The 13,048-nt window shown below is 65.1% G+C and carries 12 protein-coding genes; 4 read left to right on the top strand and 8 right to left on the bottom strand.

Annotated elements, in window-relative coordinates:
* Window positions 1-18: 18 nt before the first annotated feature.
* From ACL02S_RS08580 to ACL02S_RS08565, 4 genes are all read left to right on the top strand, one after another.
* Entirely contained in the window at window positions 19-936 is a 918-nt protein-coding gene (locus ACL02S_RS08580; protein WP_412801793.1) for an alpha/beta hydrolase, read from the top strand.
* A 118-nt stretch (window positions 937-1,054) separates the two neighbouring features.
* Window positions 1,055-2,848, top strand: coding sequence for an AMP-dependent synthetase/ligase (locus tag ACL02S_RS08575; RefSeq protein ID WP_412801792.1), 1,794 nt, complete (start codon window positions 1,055-1,057; stop codon window positions 2,846-2,848).
* Window positions 2,849-2,968: 120 nt separating this feature from the next.
* On the top strand, window positions 2,969-4,546 hold the full coding sequence (locus ACL02S_RS08570; protein WP_412801791.1) for a molybdopterin-dependent oxidoreductase: 1,578 nt from the start codon (window positions 2,969-2,971) through the stop codon (window positions 4,544-4,546).
* 162 nt (window positions 4,547-4,708) lie between these two features.
* The gene (locus tag ACL02S_RS08565) at window positions 4,709-5,167 is read left to right on the top strand and encodes a hypothetical protein (RefSeq protein ID WP_412801790.1); all 459 of its coding nucleotides are present in this window, start codon (window positions 4,709-4,711) and stop codon (window positions 5,165-5,167) included.
* A gap of 258 nt (window positions 5,168-5,425) precedes the next feature.
* Here ACL02S_RS08565 and ACL02S_RS08560 read toward each other — a convergent pair whose 3' ends face one another.
* From ACL02S_RS08560 to ACL02S_RS08525, 8 genes are all read right to left on the bottom strand, one after another.
* Window positions 5,426-6,907: a DHA2 family efflux MFS transporter permease subunit gene (locus tag ACL02S_RS08560; RefSeq protein ID WP_412801789.1), complete on the bottom strand. Its 1,482-nt coding sequence runs from the start codon at window positions 6,905-6,907 to the stop codon at window positions 5,426-5,428.
* Window positions 6,908-6,918: 11 nt separating this feature from the next.
* A complete protein-coding gene (locus ACL02S_RS08555; RefSeq protein WP_412801788.1) occupies window positions 6,919-7,602 on the bottom strand; it encodes a PadR family transcriptional regulator in 684 nt (227 codons plus the stop codon).
* Between the two features lie 222 nt (window positions 7,603-7,824).
* Window positions 7,825-8,715, bottom strand: coding sequence for a glycine betaine ABC transporter substrate-binding protein (locus ACL02S_RS08550; protein WP_412801787.1), 891 nt, complete (start codon window positions 8,713-8,715; stop codon window positions 7,825-7,827).
* Between the two features lie 224 nt (window positions 8,716-8,939).
* On the bottom strand, window positions 8,940-10,136 hold the full coding sequence (locus tag ACL02S_RS08545) for an NAD(P)-dependent malic enzyme (RefSeq protein WP_412801786.1): 1,197 nt from the start codon (window positions 10,134-10,136) through the stop codon (window positions 8,940-8,942).
* Window positions 10,137-10,708: 572 nt separating this feature from the next.
* Window positions 10,709-10,975: a hypothetical protein gene (locus tag ACL02S_RS08540; protein WP_412801785.1), complete on the bottom strand. Its 267-nt coding sequence runs from the start codon at window positions 10,973-10,975 to the stop codon at window positions 10,709-10,711.
* Entirely contained in the window at window positions 10,972-11,826 is an 855-nt protein-coding gene (locus tag ACL02S_RS08535) for a PHP domain-containing protein (RefSeq protein ID WP_412801784.1), read from the bottom strand. Before ACL02S_RS08535 ends, ACL02S_RS08540 begins: the two co-directional genes overlap by 4 nt.
* Before the next feature lie 138 nt (window positions 11,827-11,964).
* Complete coding sequence (locus ACL02S_RS08530) at window positions 11,965-12,546, bottom strand: suppressor of fused domain protein (RefSeq protein WP_412801783.1); 582 nt, start codon at window positions 12,544-12,546, stop codon at window positions 11,965-11,967.
* Between the two features lie 3 nt (window positions 12,547-12,549).
* Window positions 12,550-13,041 carry a YflT domain-containing protein gene (locus ACL02S_RS08525; RefSeq protein WP_412801782.1) on the bottom strand — a complete coding sequence of 164 codons (492 nt, stop codon included), beginning with the start codon at window positions 13,039-13,041 and terminating at the stop codon, window positions 12,550-12,552.
* Window positions 13,042-13,048 lie beyond the last annotated feature (7 nt).

The following is a 13,048-nucleotide window of genomic DNA, read 5'->3' as shown; positions in this document are numbered from 1 at the left end:
CAGGATTCGAGGACCACCATGGCAGATATCAACCTTCCGCTACCCATCGCACGGACCATCCTGAATCCGATCTTCCGGTTCACACTCAATAAACGATTGCCGTTTCGGTTACAGCGCAGACTGCTCACTATGGGAGGTCCGGCGCAACTACCGCCCGCGGGCAGTATCAGGAGGCCGGTACGCCTCGGCGGCAGGCCCGCAGAACGGATCAGCTTCGCCGACACCACCGACCACGGTGCCATCCTCTACTTACACGGCGGTGGGTACGCGGTCGGTTCGATCGAATCGCACCGCTCGTTGACCACCCGGCTGGCCCGTGACACCGGATATCCGGTCTACGTCCTGGACTACCGGCTGGCACCGGAGCACCCGTTCCCCGCGGCGCTGGACGATGCCGAGGCAGCGTTCCTCGAGCTGATGACGAGCACCGGTTATCGTCCGGAGCAGATCGCCATCTCCGGTGATTCCGCGGGTGGTGGGCTTTCACTGGCGCTCGCGCAACGGCTGATCGCACGACACGGACACACCCCGGCCGCGCTCGGCTTGATCGCGCCATGGGTGGATCCTTCTCGTATCCCGGACCGCGAACGCGACCTGGTGATCAGCAAACCCTGGTCTCAGGCCTGCGCGGTCGCGTACTTGGGCGACGCGGACCCGGCCGACTCCGGCTATACGCCGCTACACGGCGACATGCGCGGTCTGCCACCGACCTATGTACAGGTGGACGTCAGCGAGCTGCTCTACCCGCAATGCATCGATCTCGTCGCGGCACTACGCTCGGCGGAGATTCCCGTCAGTTTCACCGAGAGCAAGGGCTTGTGGCATGTTGCGCAGTTACAAGCCTCGCTGACCGCGCCTGCCGCTGCGGTATCGCGGGAACTCGCCGAGTTCCTGCGCGAGGCGCTCCAGTTAACAGAGCTGCACGAACTAGGATAAATAGCCTAGGGATCCTGGCACGGCGGTGATGCACGGACCCGATTAAGGTGGTCGACCTCACGGCCCTGACGCAGGTGTCGTAGATTACTGACGAGTAAACCCACGTGGAAGGGCACTGATGCGCGAGTTCGAAGCTCCGGCTTCCTACACCATTCCGGACGATGCCAACAATTCCGATAACGTCTTTCGGCATGCCGAACAGTCGCCGAACTCGGTACTGTTCAACGTGCCTGACGGCAGTGGCGGCTGGCGGGACGTCACCGCCGAGGAATTCGCGAAGACCGTTACCGGCGTAGCGAAAGGCCTGATCGCTTCGGAGCTCGAACTGGGCGATCGGGTCGCGATCATGGCCCCGACCCGGTACGAGTGGGCCGTCCTCGATTTCGCTATCTGGGCCGCGGGTGGCTGCACCGTCGCGATCTACGACAGCTCCTCCGCGGAGCAGGCCAAGTGGATCCTGCAGGACTCGGCCACCAAGATCCTGATCCTGGACAGCGATAAGCACCGCACGGTGATCGACGAGATCGAACCAGGGGCGCTGCCGGATTTGCGGGAGACCCTGCAAATCGACAAGGGCGCGCTGGATGAGCTGATCGCCCAGGGCGCCGACCTGGACGATCAGGTTGTGCACGAGCGCCGCGCCCAGGTCGGTGCGCAGTCACCTGCCACCTTGATCTACACCTCGGGCACCACCGGCCGCCCGAAGGGCGTCATGTTGACCCACGCGAATCTCTACGCCGAGTCCAGGTCCGACCAGATCTCGCTGCGCAAATATATTCATGAGGGCAAGAAGACCCTGATGTTCCTGCCCTTGGCGCACGTTTTCGCCCGTGCCGTCGCGCTGACCGCGTTCGACGCCAAGGTGACCGTCGCGCACACCTCCGACTGGTCCACCCTGGTCGAACAGTTCGGCAGCTACCAGCCGCACTTCATCCTCTCCGTACCGCGCGTATTCGAGAAGGTGTACAACAGCGCCAAGCAGAAGGCACACGACGAGGGCAAGGGCAAGATCTTCGATGCCGCCGCCGCCACCGCCATCGCGTGGAGCGAGTCGCTCGACAGCGGCGGCCCCGGCATCATGCTCAAGCTGAAGCACGCGCTGTTCGACAAGCTGGTCTACTCGAAGCTGCGGGCGGCTCTCGGCGGCCAGTGCCTCGCGGCCGTCTCCGGCGGCGGCCCGCTCGGCGCGCGGCTCGGCCACTTCTTCCGCGGTATCGGCGTAACCATTTACGAAGGCTACGGTCTCACCGAGACCACAGCGGCCGTCTCCGTGAACACCCCGGAGCACATCCGGGTCGGCACGGTCGGCAGGCCGATCGAAGGCCATGCCGCCAAGATCGCCGAGGACGGCGAGCTGCTGCTGCGTGGCTCTGTGGTGTTCGGCGGCTATTGGGGTAATGCGGAGGCCACCGAGGAGGCCTTCGAAGACGGCTGGTTCAAGACCGGCGATCTCGGCGCCATCGATGCCGATGGCTTCATCACCATCACCGGCCGCAAGAAGGAGATCATCGTCACCGCCGGTGGCAAGAACGTCTCCCCCGCCCTGCTCGAGGACTCGCTGCGGGCGAATCCGCTGATCAGCCAGGTGATGGTGGTCGGTGACGGGCAGCCGTTCATCGGCGCGCTGATCACGCTGGACCCGGAGGCGCTGCCCGGCTGGAAGGAACGCCACGATCTGCCCGCCGATACGCCCATCGAGAAGCTGATCGAGAATCCGGAGCTGATCGCCGAGGTGGACGCCGCGGTGGCCGAGACCAATAAGAAGGTCTCGCATGCCGAGCAGATCAAGAAGATCCGCTTGCTGACCACCGATTGGACCCAGGAGACCGGCGAGCTCACCCCGAAGCTGTCGCTCAAGCGCGCGGTCGTGATGAAACAGCACGCCGAGGACGTGGCAAGCATCTACAACTGAGCGAGTTACCGGAAGGTGTGGTCGGCGAAGAACATTCGCCGACCACACCGCATCGGATCCCGGTGCGCCGTCACCGAATGGTCACCCCATGCACAGTGCACCGGCATTAGGCTCGAATACATGGCTGAGCTGCGCATGCGAGTAGTGGCCGGGATTGTCTCGGCGGGAGTCGCGCTCGGTCTCGCCGAACTGCTCGCGGTCTTCTCCGGTGCGGGCAGCGCACCGCTCGACGCGCTCGGCGCGGCCGTAGTCGAGCACACGCCGGAGGGGCCACGGGAGTGGGCCATCGATACATTCGGCACGAGCGATAAGGCCGTGCTGTATCTGCTCATGGGCATGGTCGCGGTCTTCATCGCCGGGCTGCTCGGAGCGGTCGAACGTACCGGCCGCGCCACTGGATCGTGGTTGTTCGCCGCCTTCGGGACAATCGCCGCGGGCGCGGCTCTCGCCGGAACAGGCGTTATCGGCCTCCTACCGACCGTGCTCGGCATCGCCGCCGGTATCGCTACGCTGCGCATGCTGACTTACCGCATCGACGAAGTAGCTGCCGCGCAGACCGAAATAGTGCAGGCAACCGCTACCACGGGAGCGCGGACCACGGCAGCGTCCACCGACTCTGAGCGCACCGGCCACGGCCGGCAGCGACGGCAGATCGTCCGCGGGCTGCTGATCGCGGGTGGCCTCGCCGTGGCCGCCGGGGTCGGTGGACGACTACTGGGAATGTGGCGGCGAGATGTCTCGGGTGAACGGGCCGCACTGCGGCTACCCGAACCGACCGCACCCGCCGCGCCACTGACGCCAGGTGTGGAGCTGCGCGTCCCCGGACTGACCCCGTACACGACCGCGAACGACGAGTTCTACCGCATCGATACCGCGCTGATCGTGCCGAATGTCTCCACCGACGATTGGTCGCTGCGCATCCACGGCATGGTCGATCGCGAAATCCTGCTCAGCTGGGCTGATTTAGCGGACCTGCCTGCAACGGAACACCTGATCACCCTGGCCTGTGTATCGAATCCCATCGGCGGCGATCTGATCGGGAACGCACGCTGGCTCGGCTACCGCCTGGATCGGCTACTCGCCGAGGCGGGCCCGCACCCCGAGGCCGATATGGTGCTCTCGCACAGCGTCGACGGCTGGACCGCGGGTACTCCGCTCGCGGTACTCACCGATGGACGCCCTGCCCTGTTGGCAATCGGGATGAACGGTGAGCCGCTTCCCGTGCGACACGGTTACCCGGCCCGTATGGTTGTGCCCGGCCTCTACGGCTACGTCTCGGCCACCAAATGGGTTACCGAGCTGGAAGTAACCCGTTTCGACCGAGCAGAGGCCTACTGGACCCGCCGTGGCTGGTCGGCGCGCGGTCCGATCAAGACCGGAATCCGCATCGACACCCCGCGTGGCCGGGCGCGGTCAGGTCGGATCCCCATCGCGGGAGTCGCATGGGCACAGCATCGCGGCATCCGAGCGGTAGAGGTCCAGATCGATGACGGCCCCTGGCAACCGGCCCGGCTGGCGGACGAATACTCCATCGACACCTGGCGTCAGTGGATCTTCGACTGGGACGCTCCAGCGGGCTCGCACATCATCCGCGCCCGTGCCACCGACGGCACCGGCGAAACCCAGACCGCCGAACGCCGCGGCGCGGTCCCCGACGGCGCTACCGGTTACCCCGCGATCATGGTCCGAATCGACTGAGCCGCACAACAACCGGAACCGGCCTGTCATATCGTCGTGAGGGAACGAAACCCAGATTTATAGGGACGCCTGGAACCAGGCGCAGGCAGATACACCTCGTGGGCGGAAGGTGAAGCATTGCCACATCGACAAGAATGGAGACGCTGATGGAAAGGTCCTTACGTGGCCGATAACGAACGCCAGGTATGGGAACTCACAGTCGAACTCGGCCTCCCCGACGCCACAGGGCCGGGTTCCCTCGGGGGTGAGGGAATCCATCCGGTCGCGCTGGCGCTGGAGGAAAGCGTTCACCAGGTCCGTGGGCCGAACCGCATCCCGTGTTTCACCTCGTTCGGTCCGATCTTCGAAATCGTCGAGTTCGCGGATCGGGCGTGGGGGGATGTCTACAACCAGGAAAGCACTCCGGTCGAATGCCGCCTTGCGGTCTATGTGACCGATGAAGAACTGGACGAACTGGCCAAGATGGTCGTAGAAGACCTCGGCTTGGCCGAGGATGGGTACTCGACAGCCATAGGCCGAAAAGTCACCATCCGCCTCAACCTCATCTCGCTGGAGGATCCGGACAACAGCTTCTACCGATCACTCGTCGAGCAGTACGAGGAACAGGACCATACCGTCTGACCCAGCTGCCCCAAAGCAGGCCAGAGCCGGATAATTTCCAATTGATCTTGCCGGTTCGGGTCGCTCGAAAACCCTGGGCGGAGGAAGTGAAGCACGGCCCCGGCGAACTGGGCACGTTCACACGGTCGCCGCAACCTCTCAACCGAGAGTGTTGCGACGGCCCCTTGAACCCGCCCTGCTCGCCGGGGCCGTGCCCTGTTTCGGACGACCCTGGCCGAGTACTTGTCGCCGGGATCGGTCGGGCGGTGTTCGGATGTGTCAGCTCACCAGCGAATCGGCTCTGGTGTGGTCTTGCTTCGACGCCACGGAAACGGATTTGCCGTGGCGGATGAACAACGCCGAAGCGATAGCACCGATCAGCAGGATGCTCGCGGGAAGCAGCGTGGCCTGGCTCAGTGCGGTACTGAAGGGAGCTTTACCCGCTTCCGGGATCGGGCCTTGCCCCGCACCGCCCTCGGCGACCTTGGCACCACCGAGACCGTTCGCGGTCAACCTGGCGGTGATCAAGGCGCTGATCGCCGCGCTGCCGAGCACCGCACCCACCTGGCGGGTGGTGTTGTAGACACCGGCGCCCGCACCGGCCTGCCGCACCGGCAGATCATGCGTCGCGATGGCCGCCAGCGGCGCCCAGATGCAGGCATTGGCGAGACCTGCCACCGCCGCGGACACCAGGAACCAGAACACCGGGGAGTCCGGCCGCATCAGAGCCGCGAACCAGAACACCGACAGCGCGAACAAACCGAACCCGATACCCGGAACCACCCTCGGGTGCACTCGGTCGGCGAAGCGACCGATCACAGGGGCCATGATGCCGGTGACGATGGCCATGGGCGCGAAAACCAGCGCGGACTTCGTCGACGACATCTCGCGCACGGCCTGCAGATAGAAGTACGTCGGCACCATCAGCGCGGTCACCGCCGCACCCATCGCGGCGATAGCGGTATTGGACAGCGCGAAGTTGCGGTTCCGGAACAGGCTCAGTGGCAGCAACGGTTCCCTGGTATTACGGGCCTGGTAGACCAGGAACGCGGTGAGCACCAGCAAGCCCGAGCCGATCAACAACCAGATTCGCGACGACCAGTCGTAGCTGTTGCCTTCCTGAATACCGAATACCAGCAGGGACATACCGATACCGCTCAACAGCACACCAGGGATGTCGAACTTGTGCTCGTGGGTCGGCAATGCCGGCACCAGCCAGGTCGCCAGCGCGAAGGCTATGACGCCGATCGGGACATTCACGATGAAGATCCATTCCCAGCCGAGATTGTCGACCAGCACACCGCCGAGGAGCGGGCCGACCAGTGTGGCCAGTCCCGCGACACCGCCCCACAGCCCCATGGCCGCGCCACGCCGGTCGGGCGGGAAGGTCCTGGTGATCACAGCCATGGTTTGCGGTGCTATCAGGGCGGCGCCGAAGCCCTGCACAGCGCGGGCGGCGATCAGCATCTCGATACTGCCGGACAATCCGCACCACAGCGAGGCGCCGGTGAACACGAGCAGACCGAGCAGATAGATGTTCTTGGGGCCGAATCGATCACCAAGCCTGCCCGCGACCAGCAGCGGTACCGCATAGGTGAGCAGATAGGCACTGGTCACCCAGATCACCTGCGAAATATCGGCGTGCAAATCGGTCATGATGGCCGGATTGGCCACCGCGACAATGGTCATGTCCAGCAGGACCATGAAGATGCCGACGACCAGCGCGGCCAACCCGAGCCACGGATTGCGTTGAGTGGGCATAGATTCGTTTCCTAATTCGAGGTATCCGAAACATTCGGGGTGGGATGCGCCGCTGCCCGGCCCGGCGCCGGTGGCGAGACGGGAACGATGGTGGTGTCGGTACGTGCGCCGGTCTCGGAATCGAAGTCCTCCCATTCGAGTGCGCCACTGGTTATCGCGGTGGCGAGCTCCTCGACCCAGGCGACTTCGGCGGCGAGCATCGTCCGCAGAAATGGGAGCGCGATCCAGTAGCGGGGCGGGATATCTTGTCCCTCGATCCAGGAGATCCGCATATCGGTATCGGCCAGTTCGGTTTCCAGCAGGCTGATCCGTTCCCGCAGCAGTGCGAGCGCATCCGGTGCAGGCACATTGTGCAGCTCCGCCAGTGCCATCGGGAACATCGGATACTCCGGAACCGGACGGCGCACGATCTCGGCGATCCGATTCCGCAACGCGTCCCTTCCTCTGGCAGTGATCCGATAGATGGTGCGTTCGGGCCGATTACCCGCCCGGTCGACACCTTCGGCGCAGACGAATCCCTGATCGTCCAGTCTGGCTACAGTGTGATACAGCGAGCCGGGTCGAACCTTGACGAGTTTGTCCTCCTGGCGAGAGATCAGCGTCTGATACATCTCATATGGATGCATCGGCCGCTCCTCCAGCAATGCGAGCACGGCGATAGCCAATGGCGTCACCGGTGAATGCGCTCGTCCCATGGGTTGTCACCTCCATTGCTCATCCCTTTGCCCTCTCGGTGGCCGGAGGACACAGCACGCCCTTTTCCGCTCAGCGGTAGCCGTACACCGCATATGGTCCGTACCGTATATTCCACGTGGAATATACGGTACGGAGTAAGCCAAGGACAAGGAGAACACCGAGCACGGAAAAAAATCTGCCATCCGCCGCATGCACCGCAGCGGATGATGACAGGAGTACTCCTAGAGGGCGTGCGCGTCCAACCAGGCACGCGCGACGTCGCCCGATGTGGCGCCGCGCTCCCGAACCTGTCGGATCATGGTGGTCAGTTCCGCTGTGGTCAGCTCACCAGCGACATAGTTCAGCTTGGTGATCTGCCGCTGGTCGAGCAGCCCTTTCCGGAACAGCGGCAGCACGTTCTCGGCACGCACCGCGTAGTCGTCGTCGGACAGCACGATCAGCCCGGCTGTCGCATCCGGCACGAGGGGCGGGGGTACGGTCAGTACGCCAACGTGGACCCGTCCGTCCAGCAATGCCTTTCGCAGCTCGACCGGGTCGGAGAACGCCACTGTGGCCGCGAAATCACATCCGGCGATCCGGTCGAACGTGGCCGTCCCCCGTAGCAGGCCTGGCGCGGATGCCACACCCGCGATCAGTTCGCCGCAGTATGGAGCGAGATCGCCGACGGACCGCACAGTCTCGTGCGCCGCCCGCTGGTCGGTGAGCAGTACGCGCGGCCGCAGATCGGCGCCTTCGGCCATATCGGAGACCACAAGCCCCTCTGGCAGCGCGGCACTCACCGCGTCCGCCACCTTCTCCGGCAGCTGAGCCACCGCGCTGTCATCGAAATAGGCCAGCAACGAGCCGGTGTGCTCGCCGACCACCTGGATCCGATTCGCATCGAGTGCGGCGAGGTACTCCGCCCGACCGCCCAGCTGCGATACGACTTCGGTGCGCGCGCCGGTCCGCGCCAGCGCACCGGCATAGATCTCGGCGAGCACCGCGGACTCCACCGAATCACCCGCCCCGACGGTGATCGGCTCCGGTTCCGCAGTACCGCAGGATACGACCAGCGCGACGGACGCGACGGCCAAGAACCGGGCCAGCATTCGCTGTGACGCGACCATCCTCATCCGGCGACACCCACTCTCCGACGAACCGACACAGCCAACAGAACAGCCGAAACGGACAGTACCGACCCCGGAATGCCCCTGCGGCCGCACCAGCGACCGATTCGTATGCTGCGGACCGCATTCTCCCCGACGGAGGTACGGCACCGCATAAGAACCCCCGACGCCGAGGGCGCCCCGCTCTCCATCAGGAACGGGGCGCCCTCGGCACCAGCGGAAAGTTCGCGCTACGCCAGGCCCTCGGCGCGGGCCGCGGCTGCCACCGCCGCGGCGACGGCCGGAGCCACCCGCGGGTCCAGCGGGCTCGGCACGATCTTGTCCGGGCCCAGCTCATCGGCGACGACGCTGAGGATGGCATCGGCAGCAGCGATCTTCATCCCCTCGCTGATCTGCCTGGCGCCCGCGTCCAGCGCGCCTCGGAAGACGCCGGGGAAGGCCAGCACATTGTTGATCTGGTTCGGGAAGTCGCTGCGGCCGGTGGCCACGATCGCGGCATAGCGGCGGGCCACATCGGGGTGAATCTCCGGATCCGGATTGGACATGGCGAAGACGATCGATCCCGGCGCCATCGACGCGATGAGCCCCTCGGCGATCCGGCCCGCGGACAGACCGAGGAACACGTCGGCACCCGCAAGCGCCTCGGCCGCGCTACCGGTCCGGCCGCGTGGATTGGTGCGGGAGGCCAGCTCGGCCTTCACCTCGTTGAGATCATCGCGCTCACGACTCAGGATGCCCTTGGAGTCGAGCACGATGACATCCCGGACGCCCGCGGCGAGCAGAATGTTCGCGCACGCGACACCGGCCGCACCCGCGCCGGAAACGACGACTTTCAAATCCGCGATACCGCGCCCCTGCACCTTGGCGGCGCCGTTGAGCGCGGCGAGCACGACGATCGCGGTGCCGTGCTGGTCGTCGTGCATCACCGGGCAGTCGAGCGCCTCGATAACCCGCCGCTCCAGCTCGAAGCAGCGCGGCGCGGAGATGTCCTCCAGATTCACCGCACCGAAGCTCGGGCGCAAGCGCACCAGGGTTTCGACGATCTCGTCGACATCCTTGGTATCCAGCACCAGTGGAATCGAGTCCAGCCCGGCGAACTTCTTGAACAGGGCGGACTTACCTTCCATCACCGGCAGCGAGGCACGCGCGCCGATATCGCCGAGACCGAGCACGGCGGTGCCGTCACTGACCACAACCACCAGCCGATCGGTCCAGGTGTACCGCTTGGCCAGCGCCTCGTCCTCCGCGATCGCGCGACTGACCCTGGCGACGCCGGGGGTGTAGGCGATCGAGAGATCACGCTGCGTCTCCAGCGGCGCGCTGAGTCCGACCGAGAGTTTGCCGCCGAGATGTCCCGCGAAAATTTCGTCGCTGGTGATATCGGAAAGACTTGCGGTGGCGTTCGGTGCGTCAGTCACAGGTGACACGATTTCACTCCTGCTCGAGTCGGACTAAACCGGGGGACAGTTACCACCGGGTAATAGATATAAGCTGTTTCACTACGCTCATCGAGTGCGTTGACCGGGATGTTCGAGGCAGCTGCGATATGAATCGCCGCCATCTCGGTGATATGGGCGGCACCGATCCGCGAAGCAAGAACTGGGCAGGTGAGCCCAGGTAGAACATGCCGTGTGATCCTTCGGGCCGCGACGGTACGTCGCGATGCGAAGACCTCCGTAATTCCCTTACCCGGCGGTGGCGTAGGCAAGGGGTTTGCCATATTCTGCCAGCCACACAGCTGAGTTGCCAAGCCGGTGCCCCCTGTGTCATCGCACGCGTCAGTATCCAGCGGAATTCCACGCCGATAAACAGAAAACGCACTACACGGGCCACAGCACAGTGAGCTGTCGCACTATTCGGCAGGCGGCGCTGTGGGAATCAGACCGAGCCATGGGAATCGGGCCGAGTGGCCGAAATCAGCCCGCGTAGCGGAAGCGGCCGGGGTGACAACCGAATAGCACGCGACGATGCCCGCTCCGGCGCTCGACTTGAGTCGGTCTCAACTCCACCACTGAGTCCACAACAAGAGCCCAGTGGTGAGGAAGACCAACCCGGACCCGGCGCACGCTGCCGAACCTCGATGCCGGTCCGCGTAGATCTGCGCCGCGACAACTACCACAGCGGCCACCACATGCCAGAAAACGGACTCGTTGCCCGGCCCGGGAAAACCACGCCGGTCCGCGAGCACGGCGGTACCGACCACTACGAGCATGCCTGCGAAAGTTCCCGCTGCGACGAGACCGCTGAGCCCACGCAGCAGTTTCACCACGCGATCACCGGCACTCCGGTGGCCTTGCTCACCAGCTTCTCGAATTGCTCCGGTTCCGTGGTGAATTCCCCCAGCCGAATAGACTTGTTCGCACCGTGGTAATCCGACGAACCCGTGCTGAGCAGGGCGAGTTCGGCGGCAAGATCGGTCAGGAGCGCGCGATCGGCCGCGGAGTGGTCGGGGTGCGCGACCTCGAGGCCACCGAGCCCGAGATCGGCCAGCTCACGGATATGGTCGAGCGCGAGCAAACGACCACGCTTGCGCGCCCTGACGTGCGCGAGCACGCTGACCCCTCCGGCACTGGCGATCATCTCGACCGCATGCCGCAACGGGGTATCGGCTTTTTCCACGTAGTACCGGCCGTGCGGAGCGAGCAGCTCGGCGAACGCCGCGCCCACATTCGGCACCACCCCCGCTTCGGTCAATGCCCGCGCCAGATGCGGGCGCCCCGCCGACGGCCCGGCCGAGGCGAGCACAGCCTCCGGATCGATCGGCAGTCCGTCGGCGGCCATCCGTTCGGCCATCGCGCGCAGCCGCTCGACCCGTTCGGCACGCAGCCGCTCGCGTTCGTCGGCGAAGCAGCGATCGGCCGGGTCGAACAAATAGGCCAGCAAGTGCACCGACACCGGCCAACCGTCCTCACCCACTCCGAGACAGGACATCTCCATGCCGCGGATCAGCGTCATCCCCTTCGGTAACGCGTCGACGGCCGCCGCCCAGCCGGCCGTGGTGTCGTGATCGGTGATCGCGACGACATCCAAGCCGGCGGCAGTCGCGTTCCGCACCAGCTCGGCCGGATGGTCGGTACCGTCGGACGCGGTCGAATGGGTATGCAGATCGATACGCACCCTCTCAGTCTTACCGTGCCTGGGTGCCATACCGCAGCCGCACCGCGTCTTCCAGCACCGATGAGCGCTGCCGATGAGGCTGATGACTACTACAGCGGCACGGATTCGATCCGCTGGCCGCCGCGTTCCGGCCGCGATTCACAGACTCGCGGCGCCTCGTCCCGGATCACGCACATCGATCCCGGCCTCCTGCCACGCGTCCCGCAATGCCTGCGCGCCCCGCAGCCGCACCCACGCCGCCTCGGTCGCGGTCACCGGCGTCACCGCGAAGTAGCGCACCGGTTCGGCCGGTGCGGGCAACGGCACATCGGGGATCGCGCTCTCGCCGAGCAGAACCGCGACGAACGGCGCGTTATGCCACATCGGCTCCCCCAAATCCACCAGCGCATCATTCTGCAGCACAATGCCTTCCACCGCGGGTGCGGCGGCAAGCACACCGAGTGATCTGGCCAGTCCCGAACTCGCACCGACCCCGGAGCGCAGCGTCAGAACCAGCTCGGCGCGCGGCCCACGCACCGGATCGGCATGCAGCGCGGTGGGATCAACCATCGGATGCCTCGACCCGCCGAGTGTCAGGTAGTGCACTTGATCGTCCTCGACGATGCGCAGGATCTCGATCGGTTCCAAACCCAGAAAGGTCACCGACGCGACATCGACACTCGCGGCAGGCACACCGAAATGGCCGAGTACCTCAGCACGGACCGTCTCCAGCGCTTCCATACCTCAGATGGCCAGCCGCGCAAGCATATCGCGCGCCTGTTCCGCCGACTTCGGGTCGCACAACACGTCGTAACGACCCGCGACCAACTGCATGGTGGACGCGAAATCACGCTGTCCCCTGGTCGCCGCGTACGGAATCGAGGTCGAGATGACGCCGAAGATGATGCCGCCGAGTAAGCCGACGAGCAGCGGCCCCAATGCGCCACTGGTGGTGAACAGGCTCAGCAACAAACCGAGGAACAGGCCGAGCCAAGCGCCGGACACCACGCCGCCGCCGATCACCTTTCCCCAGGTCAGCCGATAAAGTACCCGCTCTACCTGCATCAGGTCGACACCGACGATGGTCACGTCTTGTACCGGGAACTGATTATCGGCCAAGTAGTCGACCGCCTTCTGCGCCTCGGCATACGTCGGATAAGAGCCGACCGGCCAGCCCGACGGGGGCGTCGGGAGGCCCTGCCGCGCACGGTTCGAGTTCCCCAAGGGATTCGTCATATCTCTA

The sequence above is a fragment of the Nocardia spongicola genome, from assembly GCF_047200775.1.
Classification (GTDB): domain Bacteria; phylum Actinomycetota; class Actinomycetes; order Mycobacteriales; family Mycobacteriaceae; genus Nocardia.
Note: the sequence above shows the minus strand (reverse complement) of the source record. Positions and strands in the feature narration are given on the sequence as shown.